Raw genomic sequence first — 17,822 nt, forward strand, 5'->3', positions numbered from 1 at the left:
CTTACCCCACCACCTTTATGCCGTTTTTCCAGACAGAATGGACATGATTGACCCCGAACAAATATTGCAGCTCCCGGTAGTCCTTCACATTCCACATGACAATATCTGCCTGCTTGCCTGCTTCCAATGATCCTATTCGGTCTTCTCTCCTGATGGCGCATGCTGCATTATAGGTTGCAGCTGTCAATGCCTCTGCCGGCGTCATCCTCATGGAGATGCAGGCGAGATTCATGACGAGGGGCATGGAGGTCGTAGGCGATGAACCAGGATTGCAGTCTGTTGAGATTGCTACAGGCACCCCTCTGTCAATCATCATCCGCCCCTTGGCAGCTTCCTCCCGCAAATAAAGAGCCGTTGCAGGCAGCAGGCAGGCAATTGTACCCGCCTTTGCCATCGCCTCAATGCCAGCTTCCGAAGCCTTCAGCAGATGTTCTGCCGAAACAGCTCCCACCTTGGCAGCCAGCTCTGCGCCACCATAAGACTCAATCTCGTCTGCGTGTATCTTAGGGAGCAGCCCGAACCTTTTCCCGGCCTCAAGAATCCGCTCTGCCTGTTCAGGAGTGTAGACGCCCAGCTCGCAGAATACATCATTGAACTCTGCGAGCTTTTCAGCAGACACAGCCGGCAGCATTACATCAATAATATAGTCAACAAATTCATCTTCCCTTCCTTTGTATTCCTGCGGCACTGCATGTGCACCCATGAAGGTTGGGACAATATCAACATGATGCTGTTCATTCAATTTTTTCATCGCACGCAGCTGCTTCAGCTCGGTTTCGAGCTCCATTCCATAGCCGCTTTTTCCTTCTATAGTTGTAACCCCGTGAGCAAGGAAGGAATCAAGCCGGACAGCTGTCTGCTCCATCAGCTCCTCCTCCGATGCCTCCCTTGTCATTCTTGCCGTCGCATGGATTCCGCCGCCGCTGTTCATAATATCCATATAGCTGGCACCTTCAAGGCGCATTTCAAATTCACGTTCGCGGCTGCCCCCGTATGCTGCATGAGTATGGGGATCTACCAGCCCGGGAGTTACCAGCCGGCCGGAAGCATCAATGACCTTTGCATCCTTCAGGCTTGCACCATATTTTTTTTCAACTTCCCCTGCATCCGCAGCAGCAATGATTTTCCCGTCTTTAATCAGCAGGCTTCCGTTTTCAATCAGACCCAGCTCTGACATATCAGTCTTGGAGCGCGGCCCTATCGCATCTGAAGCGAGAGTGGCAAGCTGAGAGGCATTTTTAATCCATAATATCCTGCTGCTCATGCGTGGTCACTTCCTTTGCCTAGCATGGGCATAATAATTCCTTTTTCTGCCGCAGTCTTTTTTGCCAATTCATAACCTGCATCTGCATGGCGGACCACCCCCATGCCGGGATCAGTGGTGAGCACTCTTTCAAGGCGGATTTCAGCTTCCTTCGTGCCATCTGCAACTATGACTACACCCGAATGCTGTGAATAGCCCATCCCGACTCCTCCGCCATGGTGAAGGGAGACCCAAGTAGCACCGCCAACTGCATTGATAAGCGCATTGAGGATCGGCCAATCGGAAACAGCATCAGACCCGTCAAGCATTGATTCGGTTTCACGGTTAGGAGAAGCGACTGAGCCGGAATCCAAATGGTCTCTGCCGATTACTACCGGAGCACTCAATTCCCCGCTCGCGACCATATCATTCAGTATCTTTCCGAATCTGGCTCTTTCTCCGTAGCCAAGCCAGCATATGCGGGATGGGAGCCCCTGGAACTGGATCTTTTCCTGTGCCATCCTGATCCAATTGCATAAATGCTCATTATCGCTGAACTCCCTGAGGATAGCCCGGTCAGTTTTATAAATATCCTCAGGATCGCCTGAAAGGGCTGCCCACCTGAAAGGCCCTTTTCCTTCACAAAACTGCGGCCGGATATAGGCAGGCACGAATCCAGGGAAAGCAAAGGCGTTTTCCACCCCCTCATCTTTTGCCACCTGGCGGATATTATTGCCATAATCAAAGGTGATTGTACCCTTATCCATCATTTGAAGCATTGCCCTTACATGATCTGCCATGGACGATTTAGATCTTTTGACATATTCTCCTGGACTCGCCGCCCTTAAAGCCTCTGCCTCTCCAAGAGTCATTCCGGCAGGGATATAGCCATTCAGCGGGTCATGGGCAGAGGTTTGATCTGTCAGGACATCAGGCATGAAATTCCTTTGCAGCATTTCCGGGAGGATTTCAGCAGCATTTCCTAAAAGACCGATGGACAGTGCTTTTCCTTTTTGCTTTGCCTGCACAGCCAGGGAAATGGCCTCCTCCAATGAATCCGTTTTCATATCGGTGTATCCTGTTTCAATCCGCCGGTCAATTCTTGTCTCATCCACTTCAATACCGATGCAGACACCGCCATTCATCGTTACAGCGAGCGGCTGTGCCCCTCCCATGCCTCCAAGGCCTGCTGTTACAGTAATAGTGCCTTTAAGGGAACCTCCAAAATGCTGATTTGACAGCTCGGCAAAAGTTTCATATGTCCCCTGTACAATTCCCTGGGAGCCAATGTAGATCCAGCTTCCGGCGGTCATCTGCCCGTACATCATAAGCCCCTTGCGGTCAAGCTCATGGAAAGTTTCCCAATTGGCATATGCCGGCACAAGGTTTGAATTCGCAATCAATACGCGCGGAGCATCACTATGTGATTTAAATATGGCGACAGGCTTGCCTGACTGGACAAGAAGTGTTTCGTCATTTTCCAGCTTCTTTAGCGACTCCACTATAGCATCAAAGCATTCCCAGTTTCTGGCCGCTTTTCCGATTCCCCCGTAGACGACCAGCTTGTCAGGCATTTCTGCTACTTCCGGATCCAAATTATTCATCAGCATCCTCAAGGCAGCTTCCTGCTGCCAGCCTTTTGTATTCAATTGATTTCCCCGGTATCTTTTCACTCTCTGAGCAGCTGTTTCCAACATAATCCCCTCCTGTTATGGTTTCTTTCATTTTACTTCTGGACAGGAGGAGATAAATTTATAATCTGATGATTTTTTTATAAATGATTGCTGTTTAAGATTCCTAATTTGAAGACTCTTATAAAATATTTCTAAAAATTCAATTATATTTACTTTTCCGCCTATACGAAGCGGGTGTTGAAGATGCAATAGATTTAAACTTGGAAGAAAAATATGAGAGATGTGAATAGCCGCACATACCCGCAATCCTTTCAATCGGCAGATCAGTTTCCAGCAGAAGCCGCTTTGCCTCCCGGATTCTGATTTGATGGAGCCTATCACGGAAGGTCAGCCCTTTCTCGGCAGCAAAACGCCGGCTTAAAGTACTTTTATGTATTCCCAGCGATTCGGCACAATCTGATAAATTCCAGCCCTCGTTCCAGTAGTTTGACTCTATCAGTTCCTCAGCTATTTCAGAAGCCGACACAGGATCAATAGTTTTACGGCTGTATTCCACAAAAAGCAGGGCCGTAAATTGCTCCAGCTCATTGACAATCTCATGGATTGTCGGCAAATGGACAATCTTCTGAAAAACACGGTGATAATTCCCTTCCAATTTTTCAGACTGCAGCTTGTAGGTTTTCATATATCTTCTCACCTGGGCAAGCACACTTGTCAGCCGGACCCTGACCAGTTCCGGATCTGGATATGGGGATCCAAGGGCAAGGAACTCCCTTTCACACCACGACCGAATGGCTTTTACGTCTCTTTTTTCAAGCATTTCAATCCATTCCCTCTGCTCGACCGGTGTCAGGAGGGGATCCATTTCCTTTGTTAATGAAGGATGATTTTCTGAAATGATAATGTCATAGCCTTCAAAAAAAATCAGTTTGGTCAGCATCCGTATATGCTGGTAGGTTTCCTTCAGTGATTGCGGTTTCCTGGTTTGATATACGATAACAGCAAGCGGGGCGGCATAGCTTTTTTTCCAATCTGCCATGAATGAGTGGTACTCATCCAATGCCTCTCCTCCATTGGGCAGAGTGCGGACAAACAGGACGAACTCCGACAAGGCGAACACTTTGCCGGCTTTAGCCGAAGTGCGGCTGCGCAATAACCTGTACAATGCCTCAAGTGCTGAGCTGTCAGGCGTCAGATAAGCAGCCACGGTCAGTCCGCTTTCCTCCTCCCCGTTTGAGACAAACAAATCCGGATAGCCGGATTCCTGTAATGGCTCTTGTCCGGCCTGCCCCTGCTCCGGCCTATTCCTCAGCTCATACCTGATCTGCTGGACAGCCCTGATCAGTTCTGAAGAAGAAAAGGGCCTGAAAAGCACATCCTCTCCCCTGTATTTAAGTGCGCGATATGCTGTTTGAAATATCCTTTCAGATGATATCCCCAGCCAGCATAATCTTTTATTCTTCAATTCTTCCCTCTCTTCTTCGGTGAATTGGTCCCAGCTGTCCATATTAATGATGGCCAGTCCTGATGAACCGTGTTCAATGGCAGCCAAAAAATCACGAATATTGTCCCAAACCCTGAGATCTATCCCGCTTAAATGGGATTCAAGCACCCAGCGTATCCCCTGAGCCTCCAGATCATCTTTAGGAACTAAATGGATGAGCATTGCAGCACTCCTTTCTCTGCCTTTCTATAACATCGGCTTAGAATTATTGACATACTTGCCTGCAATCCTGCTCCATCTTCATTTTCCCCATAGAGCATCAGATTTGCGATATAATATATATATCATGAAAATATACGACACAGTAAAAGAAGGCAAAAAAATGAAAGCTTATTTATTTAATTTTGCAGGCGGGAGGATTGTTAAAACCGGGATTGCGGTTTTTCTAACAGCCTTCATCTGCCATTTGCTGGATTGGCCTGCAATGTTCGCTGTTATAACAGCCATTGTAACAATAGAGCCAACAGCTGCCGATTCGATAAGGAAGGCATTCATCCGCCTCCCCGCTTCTGCCATTGGAGCAGGTTTTGCCGTTTTTTTTGCATTCCTCTTCGGAGACAGTCCGTTTTCGTATGCATTCGTTTCCCTTGCAACAATCATTGCCTGCCATAAACTGAGGCTCCATGAGGGCACCGTTGTCGCTGTGCTCACCGGAGCTGCAATGATATCAACTGTGCACGACCATTACGCAGCTTCTTTTTTCATACGTCTGGGTACAACCTGCACAGGCCTGATCGTCTCTACTTTGGTCAATATCTTCATCATGCCTCCGCAGTATTCTAAGACTATTACATTGGGAATAGACTCAGCATTTGAAAAGGCTTCCTCTATTTTAATGAAGGCATTCACCCATATATCAGGTTCCCCCCGTGATAAAGCAGGAGTTCTCGAGGATTTCCGGAACCTGTCAAGGGATACGGAGAAAATTGAAAAATTATGCCTGTATCAGAAGGATGAGTGGAGGTTTCACCGTTTTACCCGCAAAGAAATACGGTGCTACAGACTTGAATACAAGAAATTAATTATTCTCCGGCAATTGATTTATCATATTGGCAACCTTGTTTATCTGCCTAAATCCCGCTTCAGCCTTGATCTGAAAACAAAAGCAGCGGCCATGCCGGTCCTGGAAACCGTCTCATTCATATTCAAGTATAAAGGCTTTATGCCAGATGAGGATTATCAGGACCAGGTCAATGCGCTCACACAATGGTTCAATGAACAGAAAGAAACATTTGCCCTGGCTGATCTGCATCCACATCAGCATCATCATATTTCACCTGCTGCTGCGGTTTTATATGAGATTCTTTCATTGCATGACCTTGCCGAAGAGCTGATCCATATCAGGTCACTTGAGGACCGCAGCAAAGAGCTGCTTCAACTGGAAAATGGCAATCAGTGAAGGCTGATAATTTTTTTAAAAAAAATATCAAAAAATAGTGTACAAACATAATTATTATGATATAATAAATTCAGTTGCTAGTAAGCGGTTGTGGCGGAATGGCAGACGCGCTAGATTCAGGTTCTAGTGGGGGCAACCCCGTGGAGGTTCAAGTCCTCTCAGCCGCATATAAGAAACATTAGAAAAAGCGATTTGCTCATGCAAATCGCTTTTTTCTATTTTGAATAAAATAATGGCCAGCCCGCAGGCTGGCCTTATTTTTCTGTTACAGAAGTTAAACGCATATTATCCATATTGCCGGACTGCATAAAGGTCGCTAGATAATCGTAAATCTCTGCCCCGAGGATTTTGTATCCCCACTCGGTAAGGTGGATACCATCGGCAGAAATTAAATCTGCCAGGTCCCCTGCCTGTTTTAACGCTGATCTTACATCTATTTTCAATACATTCAGTTCGTCGGCAATTTTATTGAGGCTTTGATTGTATTTCCCGTGCCAGTGCTCTATCCCGCCGACTCTGCAAATCCAGCCGCTGATCTGCGAACTGAACTTATTTGAGATATTCTCATAATAGCGGACAGGATCAAGAGGGGGCAGAGTCAGGAGAATGGGTGTGATCCCGCTGTCCCTTACTTTCTCTATCATACATCTGAGATTGTCTGCATACTTCTCCAGCGGAACTGAAGCAATATGTTCGCTGCCTGGATTTTGCGCGACCTCTTCCCATGAAAAATTACAGTCATTGCCACCGATGCTGATGATGGCAAAATCAGGTTTCTCATCAGTGACATCCCGTTCAAGCCTTGACAGCAGAAGATTCGAATTATCATTAAATACACCTTTGTTCAACACTTCAATATGCGGTCCCGCTTCATGTGCACCATTATTTTTGAATAGCTCCTGGAGGACAGCTGGATAATTCTTTTTTAAGATTCTCAGCCGCCCTTTTAGGTACGACACGCCGCGGGTTAGACTATCACCAAAGCAAACTATTTTCATGATGGACACCCTTTGCATTTCAAACTTTATTTTAGAATAGCATATTACCTCTTTAAAAACGAGCACAGTGTTCCTGCATTCCAATAAAAAGGCTTCAGCCCGGGGGCTGAAGCCTTTAAACCTTATTGGCGGTAATTCTCCTGGTCCTCTATCCTTCCTTCATCATTGTGGATAATGGCCATTGTACCTGCTTCCTTCGCCATTTCCTTAGCCTTGTCCACAGCTTCGGACTTGGAGCCTGTTGTTAATTCCGGCTCATCTTTGCCTTCCTTTTTTACAGCCCAGCCTTCCTCATCATTTGGCACAACGTGGAAATTTGCTTCATCTGTCCCTGCGCGGTCCTGGAAATACTGGTTGCGGTCATCGCTATTTTTATTGTCTGCCATATGATCAGCCTCTTTCTTTTAAATTTTTTATACTACACTATTACCCTTTCATTATTTAAAAAAACACAGCCCGCATCATTCCGCCAAAAGAAAAACAGCCAATCAACCGACTGGCTATTTCTTTTCTACACGGACCAATCCGTCCCTCATATTGTCTTTCTCAAAATAACAGACTACTGTGTCCTCTTTTTTTATGATGATGTTCTGGTCCAGGTCATCCAGTGTAAAAGAAATGCCCAGTCCATCAGCAGATTTCCCATAGTATGTCCCTTCTTCGACCTTGGTAATTCTATATTCAAAAGAAACATAGTCTTTTTTCTCTTCTACGTTGGCATTTGTCTTTTTTGCATCGAAATCGAATGAGGAAATCAATACAAATAAAACAGCAGACAGCATTGATAAAAGAATTAATCTTTTAGCCATATGTATCCCCCCATGGACATAATTTTTGCATCAGAAATTTTCAAATTGACGCATTCTGCTTTTCTTTTCCCCAAATTCCTTCTGCCAAAACCATGAATAAGACTTTTGAAGCTATTATCATACTGCTGTTCGTGCCTTGACCAAAGTGCCAAAAGACATGGTAATGCCTATTTAAAGAGCAAAAAAAAGCTGGTGCCTGCTATTGCAGTGCTCCAGCTTTTCTGTTTTTCCCTCTATCCTCTTTTTTTAGAAAAATAAGATACATGATCATTGATATCAATACTGATACTGCAGCTGTTGAATAGATGCTGCCATAGCCGAACCAGTGGCTGATCTGTCCGAATGCCATTGCCCCAATCCCTACGCCTAGATCAAAGAAAGAAAAGAATGTTGCGTTGGCCATTCCCCTTCTGTTCTTTGGCGCCTGTTCAATTGACCATGCCTGCAGGGCAGGCTGCACACTTCCAAATCCGAGCCCATAGAGCACAGCAGCGAGATATAAGATGCCGGTGCCGGGCAGCCATGAAAGCAGGACCATGGCGATTAATATCAGAAAGGCGCCTGGTACAAATATAGCTTTATGTCCCTTTAAATCATAAAGCTTCCCGGCAAAGGTCCTTGTCAGCATGATGGATAGAGCATAAATCAGGAAATACCACTGAATTCCGCCGATTCCCTTCTGAGCTGTATAGAGCGGGAGGAAGGAAGCAATCCCCCCAAATGTGACTGTGATAAAAAACAGCAGAACTGAGGGTTTCAGGGCGCTTTTCTCATAAAAATCCCACTTAACCGCAGCAGGAGCGGATGGGCTTTCTTCCACTTTTTTATAGCGGATGCGGGATGAAAGCAAAAGAGCGGCCCCGCCCAGTGCAGCGCATATTAAAAACAGCTGTTTGAAGGTCAGTACTCCTGCGAGGGTCAGCCCCAGCGATGGGCCGAGAGCAAGGGCGATATTGCCTGAAAGGCCATAATAACCCATCCCTTCACCCCTTCTTTTAGGCGGTATCAGGTCGCTTGCAATGGTTCCGGAAGCAGTGGTGGAAAACCCCCAGCCCACTCCCTGTATAACCCTTAGTAAAAATAAAAATATGATTCCCGGTACAAATCCGAATGCACCAACTGCAAGCATAAAAATAAATAGGCCAAGCAGGTACACCCAGCGCCTGCCCTTTGTTTCGAGAGCATGCCCGGCATACGGCCTTAGAAGCAGGGCAGAAAACGTGAATATGCCGACCACAAATCCAATCAGCTGATCGTTGCCCCCTAGCTCTTCAACAAATAGGGGAATTGTTGGCAATGTCATCTGAAAGCCTAAAAACACAAAAAAGTTCGCGATGCATATTAAGACAAAATCCCTCGTCCAAATTTTGTCCTTGCCTGCATCCTGCTGGAGACCCATTCTGCTGCGATCTTCATCCATATATCTGGTTCTCCTCTCTATGTAAAAATCACCCTTTATTTTACAGCAATATCATATAACTATCTAATAAACGGCTTCACATTGCTTATGCTTTGTACAGCAGCAGTAAAGTATAACATAAAAAGCCGAAAATTATGTTTGCCGGCAATAGGAAAGGGGTATATAAAGCGGAACGGTTTCCTGAACCGTAATCGTACATAATTTCATTCAGTTAAGTTATTTCCCCTGCCTGTCAGAATTAAAACTGTTTTTATGAGGAGCTGCCAGGCTCCTTTCCAAAGGAGATAGTGAGAATGTCGATTTTAATAGTTGATGACAACCAGGTAAATTTGTTTGTCGTTGAAAAGATCCTGAGAAATGCGGGATATGAGGATTACCGGTCTTTCACGTCAGCTAAAGACCTGTTCAAGTATTTGGATTCTGCTGAATCTGCTTTTCCTCAAAGCAAGGCCGATGTTATTCTTATGGATATTATGATGCCCGAAATGGACGGGATAGAAGCATGCCGGCGCCTCCAGGAAAATCCATTGTATCGGGATATTCCAGTCATATTTGTCACTGCTTTAGAAGATTCCCAAAAGGTCGCAGAAGCACTGGATGTGGGCGGCATTGACTACATAACAAAGCCTATAAACAAAGTGGAGCTTACAGCCAGATTAAGGGTTGCCTTAAGGCTAAAGGAAGAAAAAGACTGGCATAAAGAGCACGAAAAGAAAATAAAAGATGAATTGGACCTTGCCCAGCAGGTCCAGCATAATCTTTTAAGCGAAATGGTCCAGGAGGATCACATACATATTAACGCTTCCTACATTCCGGCTTTTAAATTGGCTGGAGACATGTATTACTGGCATAAAATCGACGAGAACAGATATGCAGCCATCGTTTTGGATATGATGGGTCATGGGATTTCAGCCTCCCTTGTCTGCATGTTTATTTCTTCTGTCCTGAGGGATGTCATCAGGAATTTCAGTGATCCGGAAAGAGTCATCAAGGAGCTGAATAAATGGATGGTGATGCTTGAGAAAAAGAAGAGCGGCCTCCATTACTATTTTACAGCTGTATATCTGGTAATTGATACGAAGAAAAAAACAGTGGAATTTGTTAACGCCGGGCATCCGCCATGCTTTGCCCTTGTGGATGGGCGGGAGACGGTCCCTATGAAAAAAGGCAGCTGTGCCATCGGCTTCTGGGATAACATAAAAGTCGAAAAATCTGTTATTGAATACGAAAAGAGCATTCAAATCCTGTTATACACGGACGGGGTCATGGAAGCCATTGAACGGAAGTTTGAGGATGGCATTCCCCTGCTTGCAGAGGCTGCAGGCAAGGAATGGGACAATGAAACAGTTGATGCTCCCATCAACCTGGTCATTCCCAAAGAACTCCAAGCATGCCAGCCGGATGATATGTGTGTCGTCATGATCAAAGCTAAGGCAGAAAGCGAGCAGGTGCTGAAGTATCCGGCTGTTGAAGCCGCAGAGAAGTATTCTGCTGCAGGACTTGCTTAGATACAGCTGTCACCAAAATTACTTTCAACAAATTTACTCAGTATGCGGCCAAATTCCCTGGCCTGCTAAAAGCTATGAATAAACAGGAAGGGCGGAACCAGCATCGGTTCCGCCCTTCTTATTATGACTTTCAGGCCCTGGTGATCAGGGCAATTACCTTACTTTTTCGTATATAATCTTTCTTTGCCATCAAACTCCTCATAATTCTCCTTTGAACGTCCGATTCTCAGGGTTTCTTTATTACCAAGCCCCAGGAACCCGCCATCAGAAAGGCTCTCATGAAACAGATCAAGTACATCCTGCTGCAGGTGAGGCGTAAAATAAATCATTACGTTTCTGCAGATGATCACGTGGAACTCGTTGAAGGAGCCGTCAGTCACGAGATTATGCTGGGCAAAGATTACATTTTTCACCAGATCACGATGAAAATAGGCATTGAATTCGTCAGTTGAATAATATTCCGAGAAAGCTCTTTTTCCTCCCGCCTGAATGTAATTCCTGGTGTAAGTCTGCATCCTTGCAAGGGAGAATGTCCCGCTCTCTGCCCGTTTCAAAACATTTTCATTTATATCGGTTGCATAAATCCTGGTCTTATTGCCAAGTCCCTCTTCTTCCATCAAAATTGCCATCGAATATGCTTCTTCCCCTGTAGCACAGCCTGCATGCCAAATCCGGATTTCCGGGAGTCTCCTGAGATGGGGTACAACCTTCTCACGAAATGCTTTAAAAAAAGAGGGATCCCGGAACATTTCTGTCACACTGATCGATAAGTCGTCCAATATCTTATTAATGAAACCTGGATAGTGCAGGATTTTCTCTGTAAGCCTGCTGATTGTCGGAATCTGCTCCAGTCTCATCCTGTGCTGTATCCTTCTTTCCACAGAGGAGCGCATATATTGGCGGTAATCATACCCGGAAATCAGATAGACAGCCTCAAGAAGCAGATCCATCTCAATTTTTTCCCGTTCATCCGCCTTAAGCACATCCTTTTTCACACATATGCCCCTTTCCCATTTACTTTGAAGCCTTTGTCAGCCATACCCTCATAACGGACAGGAGCTGATCAAGCTTCAGAGGCTTGCTGATATAATCGGATGCACCTGCATCCAGACATTTCTGCTTGTCCCCTTTCATCGCTTTCGCTGTCAATGCAATGATCGGCATTTGTTGAAGTCCATCCATTGACCTCAGTCGCTGCATTGTTTCATAGCCGTCCATAACAGGCATCATGATGTCCATCAGAATAATGTCAAAATCTTTTCTCTGCTGGATCATTTCAAGGCATTCAAGCCCGTTCTGCACCGTGGTAACTTCCATTGCCTCAGCTTTAAGCGCCTTTTCAAGCGCATAGATATTACGGTTGTCGTCATCACATATTAGCACAGATTTATTTTTAAAGATATGGCGGATTTCCTTTGAAACTCCTGCAGGGACTTCTGGTTCCTCTGAACCAGTTTCCGGAATTGTTTCTTCTGTTTCAGCCGCAGCGGCTATTTCAAGCTGTGCTGCTGTAGTATGCCTTTCTTCCTCGAGACCATCAGGAAGGCTTGGTATGAACAGGGTAAAAGTACTTCCCTTCCCTTCCTCGCTATTCACGAAGATCCAGCCTCCCAAAAGCTTTGCAAACTCCCGGCATATGGAAAGGCCAAGCCCCGTTCCTCCGTATTTCCTGACAGATGCACCATCACCTTGCTGGAATGCTTCAAAGATGATGGATTGCTTGCTTTCAGGTATGCCTATTCCTGTATCGGCTACTTTTATCTCTGTCCAAAAATCTGCTTTTGCATTTAATGGCAGGTTTTTCGTCTTTTCCGGATCAGCAAGATTTACCTCGATTGAAACAGAGCCCTTCTCTGTGAATTTAAAGCTGTTTGAAAGAAGGTTTTTGATGATCTGCTGGAATCTTTGCTGATCTGTATACATGATTCCAGGGAGGTCTTCAGCAATCGAAATATTAAAGTCCAGGTTCTTCTTTTGTGCAAGATGGCTGAAATTATATTCCAGATATGAAGGCAATTCACTCAGATTCATCTCTTCAAAAAGCATATCCAGCTTTCCTGCCTCAATTTTAGACAAGTCAAGGATGTCATTAATGAGGGAAAGCAAATCTTTTCCTGAGGAATGGATTACTTTGGCTACTTCCTTCTGTTCCTCCGGTATTTCCTCACCCTGCCCCTCTGACAGCATTTCTGACAATAGCAGGATGCTGTTCAGCGGTGTCCTAAGCTCGTGCGACATATTGGCCAGGAATTCAGATTTATATTTTGAACTTAACAAGAGCTGTTCTGCTTTTTCTTCAATGTCCTTATTCGCCTGCTGAAGATCACGGGATTTTTGTTCTGCATCCCTTGTTCTTTCTTCGAGCTGTTCATTGATCATCCTAAGCTCTTCCGATTGCGACTGAAGCTCTTCTGACTGGACCTGAAGTTCCTCAGATTGGGTTTGAAGCTCTTCTGACTGTACTTGAAGCTCTTCTGTCATCATCTGGGATTCTTTTAGCAGCCGCTCGATTTCCATTCTGCCAAGGACACTGTTGACTGTAATACCGAGCGTATCCAGCAGCTGTGTCAGAAGCTTTTCTTCAAGAGCGGTGAATTCCCTGATGGAAGCAAACTCTACCACTGCAGTGACATTCCCTTCAAACAGAACCGGAGCAATCAGTATGCTCTTAGGCTTTACTTCTCCGAGTCCGGAACTGATAAGAGAATAGTCTTCAGGAATCTCCTTCAGCACCCTTGTCCGCTTATCCAGGGCTGCCTGGCCGATAAGGCCTTCGCCAAGGTAGAACTCTTCCCTGCCAGCTTCTTTTCCATCTCCAGCATAGCTTGCCTGCCTAAGAAACCTCATGTCCCTGCCTTCGCCAGTGCGCAAATAAAATGCGCCGGCAGAAGCATCCAGAATAATAGCAGCTTCTGCAATGAATTTTTCGCCCAGCGTCTTGATATCCGTTATATCCTGGTACATCGTGGCAATTTCAGCTATATTCGTCTGCAGCCAGTTTTGTTCAGAAATATGCTTTGTATAATCTTTTTCTTTTAAACTGTAATCTTCCAGCGAAGCAGCCATACCGTTGAATGCAAGGCCGATTTCGCCTATTTCATCCTTTGTATCAATTTCTACCCTCGGAAGGGAAGACAGATCGGCATAATTTACCCGGGATATGACACCGATTATCTTTTTTAGGCTCAGGGAAGTGCTCCTAATCACCCAGAAAGCCGCTGCCACGACAGCTGCCAGACAAAGGATTGACCCTGCGATAATGCTGATAATCATTTGATCATATGTATCACGGGACTGCTCTACGGCAGCACCCATCAGGCTTTCCTGAAAGGCACTAAAGTCTGACAAGTCTTTACTCAGGCTGTCCCTCTGCTCCTGCCGGCTTTCCATAAGACTCTGCACTTCTGCCGCAGGTGCATCACCATTCAGCGCTCTTAAGAGATCATCCTCTGTGTTGATCAAGGAAGAGTATTCAATCTGTATCTGCATCAGGAGATCCCGCGACTCTTCGCGGTTAAGACGGTCCTCCAGATAGGAAATTCCCTGAAGAATCATGTTTCTGTTTTCCTCAATTCTTTCTTTGCTTTCTGCATCTGCATCAGTTTCACTGTTAATCAGCTGCAGGACCACCTGGTCTGCCTGGGTGAATCCCTGCCTGATTTCACCTGCGGTTTTGACTTTTTCATATCTGTCTTCAGTGATTTCTCTAAGATTGCTTCTCATCCCATTCATAAAGAAGACAGTCAAGAACAGGATAGCTGCCACAAACAGCATAATGATACCGAAACCCAGGAACTGTTTCTTTCTAAAACTCATGATTTCCCTCCCACATCAGCACTGGCTGCCTAATAATAGAAAAGCGGACAGAATCCGACCTCTTTTTATACCCTTTCTTTTGTATCCTAAACATCTTTTTTTAAAAAAACAAATAAAAAATACCGCTCACTTCTGAGCGGCATCCAACTTATTTTTCCATCAATTCTCCAATTTCGACAGTCGACCTTTCTTCAAGCGGACCTCTCAAATGGACTGTTGCTGTACGGCCATCTTCATTGAGGCTATCGATCCATACTGACGCACCATTATAAGTAACCTCTATGTCCGCAGATGAAGAAAGGATCTGTTTAACCCGGTTTGCGTTCAAAGCCAACCCCTCCAAAATAAGTTTTGTCGATTTAGCATTCGCAGCTGGAAGAAATTTATTCGCTATTCACATCAGCTTTGAAATAAAGGCAGTTGCAATCCCGAAATATACGAATAGCGAGATAATATCATTCAAGGTGGTAATCAATGGTCCTGATGCAACTGCCGGGTCAATATTCAGCTTATAGAGGACAAGCGGCACTATTGTCCCTGCAAGAGTGCCTATAATCAAGGTAATAATCAGAGAGCTTCCGACCACCAGGCCTAAAATCGCATTACCCTGCCAGATGTATGCAATCACCGATATGAGGATGCCGCAGGTCACCCCAATAATGATCCCGACAGCAAGCTCCCTTAGAATCAGCTTTGCTGCAAGCTCCCGGTCGACTTCTCTGCTGATTAGGCCCCTTACAACTACAGCAAGGGATTGTGTTCCTGTATTCCCTGTCATCCCTGCAATCATCGGCATGAAAAATGCCAGTGCAACCACCTTGGAAATCGTCTCTTCAAAGCTGCTGATGATTGTTCCTGAAACAAGCCCGATAAATAGCAGCAAAATCAGCCATGGGAGCCTCCGGTAGGCAGCCACAAATGCTTTTGTATCAAAATCAATCGACTTTCCGGAAGCTGAGAGCTTTTCGATATCTTCTGTGGCTTCCCTAATGACCACGTCAATAATATCATCTACCGTTATGATGCCAACCAGACGATCATTTTCTTCTACTACAGGCAATGCCAGGAAATCATAGCGTTCAATCAGCATAGCTGCTTCTTCCTGGTCTGTTTCCGCCTGTACAGAAATCACCCTGCTGAACATAATATCTTTAATCTGTTCATGAGGCTCTGCAAGAATCAGATCTCTGTAAGAAACAACTCCTGTTAAACGTTTGTCTCCATCTATCACATATAAGTAGTTGATTGTTTCCGAAAATACGGCAAATGATTTCATCTTGGCAACCGTTTCGCTGACAGTATAGCTTTCAGGTATCCACACAAACCGGTTCGTCATAATCCTGCCCGCTGTTTCAGGCGGGTAATTCATGATGCTCTGGACAATCCGGGATTCCTCCTGCTTCATCCCGGCCAGGAGTTCTTCTATCCTTTCAGGTGAGAGGCCTTCTAAAAGCAAGGCCAAATCGTCATTATCCATCAGATCCATGACCTGACCCGATTTTTCAACACCAAGTTTTACTAAAACCCCGTACTGTTCGTCCCTTTCAAGCTCTTCAAGCAGATCTGCAATCTGTTCGGGATCAAGCAGAAGGATGAATCGCGACCGATGCTTCTCCGGAAGCTCCTCATACAGCCTGGCAATATCATAAGGCTGCAATTCCGAAATCATTCCCTGGAATTGCTGTTTATCAGCTTCTTTAAGTTGTTTAATCAGTTTGACCAAATATTGTTCTTCAATCATCTATTATCAGCCCCTTTGCCTTCGCTTCTACTATTCCCCATTTCTGTTTTCGCAAAGCCGGCAGCAGTTTATAACCATTTTTCTGTCGTACAAACCTAAGATGCTGAATAGAATTGTACAAGCAGCAAATGAAAAGGAGTTGTTTTATTTGAGCATATTCTTAAGCTATATCTTTCTAGGGCTTTCCCTTGCAGCTCCTATTGGCCCCATAAATGCAGCACAGCTGGACAAGGGCATAAAAAACGGCTTTTTCCATGCCTGGCTTGTCGGATTGGGAGCTATGATAGCAGATGGAGTATATATGATTGCCGTCTACATGGGGGTAGTGAATTTTTTGGAGTTTCCCTTTGTAAAGTCATTTTTATGGCTTTTTGGTTTTTTTGTGCTCGTTTATACGGGAATTGAAAGCCTTTTAACAGCAGGGAAGGTAGTATCAAATGACCGCCTTAAAGATGAATCGGCAGCAAAATCCTTTATTTCCGGCTTTCTTATGTCCATCTCCAATCCCCTGACAATTCTTTTCTGGCTTGGCATATATGGCTCTGTATTGGCGAAAACAGCCGCAGAATATGATAAAAGCCAAATTTTAATATACAGCTGTGCAATCTTTATAGGTCTGCTGTTATGGGATTTGACGATGGCAGCGGTAGCAAGCAGTTTCAGAAGATTCATGACCGGCAGGATACTCGCACTCATTTCAATCTTATCAGGGCTCTCCCTTATTGGGTTTGGACTATATTTCGGGTATGAGGCATATAAGCTGTTTTTCTAACAGTACATACGATTCATGCCTGGCTCTTGATAAAATAATGTTAAGGTCGGCCGAAATAGTTAAAGTTGTGATTGAAGCGGCCGTTCGTGCATTGTTAAAATCATTAACACTGTTCAATCGCCCGCCCGGCCTTCTTTTTCCGGCGATATTGGGAAATTAGCGGATGGGCTCTAGTTGGTTTTGGGCAAATGGTAAATTAGATGCCGAAATTGGTAAATTAAATGGAGTAGTCGGTAAATTAATCAGCCAATTGATTAAATAAATCGCCAAGTCGGTAGATTATCCGGCAAAATGATTAAATTCGCAATCAAAGGAGCTGCTTTCCCCATTATTCTAATCAAAAACACTTCTCTGTTGTCCACCCGGCATGCTTTTCCAGCAGTATTAAAGAAATTAAGCCGGCTCTAGCTGGTTTTAAGGCTAATGGCAGATTAAATGCCGAAGTTGGTAAATTCAATGGGGAAGTCGGTAAATTAATCAGCCCATTGATTAAATAAACCGCCAAGTTGGTAGATTATCGGACCAATCGATTAAATTCGCAACCAAACCAGCTGCTCTTCCCATCATTCTAATCAGAAACCCTGCTCATGCGCCTGCCCCGGCCACTAATTTTCGCACAAGAACCTTTTTCTTATTGGCTTTGTTTAACATTGTTGTTGATTTTGGGCTCATTTTAGCCAGATATGCTGAAATGCGTTTGGGCTCATTTTAGCCAGATATGCTGAAATGCGTGTGAAACAAAGTTTCACACGAATGAGCCCAAAATCAACAAGGTACACTAACACAACCTTCTTATTAAAACTTTCTCCTTTTCTTTATAAAACACAAAAAAAGAACAGTCCCTCAGACTGTTCTTCGTTTTGCCCGGCAGCGTCCTACTCTCACAGGGGGAGAGCCCCCAACTACCATCGGCGCTGAGAAGCTTAACTTCCGTGTTCGGTATGGGAACGGGTGTGACCTTCTCGCTATCGCCACCAG

Annotated in this window: 14 protein-coding genes, 1 tRNA gene and 1 rRNA gene; 4 read left to right on the plus strand and 12 right to left on the minus strand. The window is 45.0% G+C overall.

The window, feature by feature from the left end:
• Position 1: 1 nt before the first annotated feature.
• From hutI to LCM00_RS22890, 3 genes are all read right to left on the minus strand, one after another.
• Positions 2-1,264, minus strand: a complete 1,263-nt coding sequence (gene hutI / locus LCM00_RS22880) for an imidazolonepropionase (protein WP_224906345.1) — start codon at positions 1,262-1,264, stop codon at positions 2-4.
• Entirely contained in the window at positions 1,261-2,937 is a 1,677-nt protein-coding gene (gene hutU, locus LCM00_RS22885; RefSeq protein ID WP_224906347.1) for a urocanate hydratase, read from the minus strand. The genes hutI and hutU overlap by 4 nt, the downstream gene beginning before the upstream one ends.
• 139 nt (positions 2,938-3,076) lie before the next feature.
• Positions 3,077-4,543, minus strand: coding sequence for a response regulator transcription factor (locus LCM00_RS22890; RefSeq protein WP_224906349.1), 1,467 nt, complete (start codon positions 4,541-4,543; stop codon positions 3,077-3,079).
• Between the two features lie 124 nt (positions 4,544-4,667).
• On the opposite strand from LCM00_RS22890, the gene LCM00_RS22895 reads away from it, so the two are divergent.
• Positions 4,668-5,780, plus strand: coding sequence for an aromatic acid exporter family protein (locus tag LCM00_RS22895; RefSeq protein ID WP_224906351.1), 1,113 nt, complete (start codon positions 4,668-4,670; stop codon positions 5,778-5,780).
• 84 nt (positions 5,781-5,864) lie between these two features.
• Positions 5,865-5,947: transfer RNA gene (locus LCM00_RS22900), tRNA-Leu, on the plus strand.
• Positions 5,948-6,034: 87 nt separating this feature from the next.
• Here the strand turns inward: LCM00_RS22900 and LCM00_RS22905 are convergent.
• The 4 genes from LCM00_RS22905 to LCM00_RS22920 form a co-directional block, all read right to left on the minus strand.
• Positions 6,035-6,778 (minus strand): SGNH/GDSL hydrolase family protein, encoded by a 744-nt coding sequence (locus LCM00_RS22905; RefSeq protein WP_224906353.1) that lies wholly within the window; start codon positions 6,776-6,778, stop codon positions 6,035-6,037.
• A 122-nt stretch (positions 6,779-6,900) separates the two neighbouring features.
• The gene (locus LCM00_RS22910) at positions 6,901-7,164 is read right to left on the minus strand and encodes a DUF2188 domain-containing protein (protein ID WP_224906356.1); all 264 of its coding nucleotides are present in this window, start codon (positions 7,162-7,164) and stop codon (positions 6,901-6,903) included.
• A gap of 114 nt (positions 7,165-7,278) precedes the next feature.
• Complete coding sequence (locus tag LCM00_RS22915) at positions 7,279-7,587, minus strand: hypothetical protein (RefSeq protein ID WP_224906358.1); 309 nt, start codon at positions 7,585-7,587, stop codon at positions 7,279-7,281.
• A gap of 199 nt (positions 7,588-7,786) precedes the next feature.
• Positions 7,787-9,007 carry an MFS transporter gene (locus tag LCM00_RS22920; RefSeq protein WP_224906360.1) on the minus strand — a complete coding sequence of 407 codons (1,221 nt, stop codon included), beginning with the start codon at positions 9,005-9,007 and terminating at the stop codon, positions 7,787-7,789.
• A gap of 293 nt (positions 9,008-9,300) precedes the next feature.
• Here LCM00_RS22920 and LCM00_RS22925 point away from each other — a divergent pair, with 293 nt between their 5' ends.
• Positions 9,301-10,515, plus strand: a complete 1,215-nt coding sequence (locus LCM00_RS22925) for a fused response regulator/phosphatase (RefSeq protein ID WP_224906362.1) — start codon at positions 9,301-9,303, stop codon at positions 10,513-10,515.
• 158 nt (positions 10,516-10,673) lie between these two features.
• Here the strand turns inward: LCM00_RS22925 and LCM00_RS22930 are convergent, their stop codons facing one another.
• From LCM00_RS22930 to mgtE, 4 genes are all read right to left on the minus strand, one after another.
• Positions 10,674-11,465: a CheR family methyltransferase gene (locus LCM00_RS22930; protein WP_224906375.1), complete on the minus strand. Its 792-nt coding sequence runs from the start codon at positions 11,463-11,465 to the stop codon at positions 10,674-10,676.
• A gap of 64 nt (positions 11,466-11,529) precedes the next feature.
• The gene (locus tag LCM00_RS22935) at positions 11,530-14,331 is read right to left on the minus strand and encodes a response regulator (protein WP_224906365.1); all 2,802 of its coding nucleotides are present in this window, start codon (positions 14,329-14,331) and stop codon (positions 11,530-11,532) included.
• Between the two features lie 148 nt (positions 14,332-14,479).
• Positions 14,480-14,659, minus strand: coding sequence for an H-type small acid-soluble spore protein (locus tag LCM00_RS22940; protein ID WP_224906367.1), 180 nt, complete (start codon positions 14,657-14,659; stop codon positions 14,480-14,482).
• A gap of 66 nt (positions 14,660-14,725) precedes the next feature.
• A complete protein-coding gene (gene mgtE, locus LCM00_RS22945) occupies positions 14,726-16,072 on the minus strand; it encodes a magnesium transporter (protein WP_224906369.1) in 1,347 nt (448 codons plus the stop codon).
• Between the two features lie 148 nt (positions 16,073-16,220).
• Between mgtE and LCM00_RS22950 the strand changes: the two genes are divergently transcribed.
• Positions 16,221-16,844: a LysE family transporter gene (locus LCM00_RS22950; RefSeq protein ID WP_224906371.1), complete on the plus strand. Its 624-nt coding sequence runs from the start codon at positions 16,221-16,223 to the stop codon at positions 16,842-16,844.
• Between the two features lie 862 nt (positions 16,845-17,706).
• On the opposite strand, the gene rrf is transcribed toward LCM00_RS22950, so the two are convergent.
• A 5S ribosomal RNA gene (gene rrf, locus LCM00_RS22955) occupies positions 17,707-17,822 on the minus strand.

Source organism: Bacillus infantis (assembly GCF_020171945.1).
In the GTDB taxonomy this organism is placed as follows: domain Bacteria; phylum Bacillota; class Bacilli; order Bacillales; family Cytobacillaceae; genus Bacillus_AB; species Bacillus_AB infantis_A.

Coding starts and splice junctions, on each gene's coding strand:
- hutI (WP_224906345.1), bottom strand. CDS start 1,264: ATGAGCAGCAGGATATTATGGATTAAAAATGCCTCTCAGCTTGCCACT.
- LCM00_RS22895 (WP_224906351.1), top strand. CDS start 4,668: ATGAAAATATACGACACAGTAAAAGAAGGCAAAAAAATGAAAGCTTAT.
- LCM00_RS22920 (WP_224906360.1), bottom strand. CDS start 9,007: ATGGATGAAGATCGCAGCAGAATGGGTCTCCAGCAGGATGCAGGCAAG.
- LCM00_RS22915 (WP_224906358.1), bottom strand. CDS start 7,587: ATGGCTAAAAGATTAATTCTTTTATCAATGCTGTCTGCTGTTTTATTT.
- LCM00_RS22930 (WP_224906375.1), bottom strand. CDS start 11,465: ATGGATCTGCTTCTTGAGGCTGTCTATCTGATTTCCGGGTATGATTAC.
- LCM00_RS22910 (WP_224906356.1), bottom strand. CDS start 7,164: ATGGCAGACAATAAAAATAGCGATGACCGCAACCAGTATTTCCAGGAC.
- LCM00_RS22935 (WP_224906365.1), bottom strand. CDS start 14,331: ATGAGTTTTAGAAAGAAACAGTTCCTGGGTTTCGGTATCATTATGCTG.
- LCM00_RS22925 (WP_224906362.1), top strand. CDS start 9,301: ATGTCGATTTTAATAGTTGATGACAACCAGGTAAATTTGTTTGTCGTT.
- LCM00_RS22905 (WP_224906353.1), bottom strand. CDS start 6,778: ATGAAAATAGTTTGCTTTGGTGATAGTCTAACCCGCGGCGTGTCGTAC.
- LCM00_RS22890 (WP_224906349.1), bottom strand. CDS start 4,543: ATGCTCATCCATTTAGTTCCTAAAGATGATCTGGAGGCTCAGGGGATA.
- mgtE (WP_224906369.1), bottom strand. CDS start 16,072: ATGATTGAAGAACAATATTTGGTCAAACTGATTAAACAACTTAAAGAA.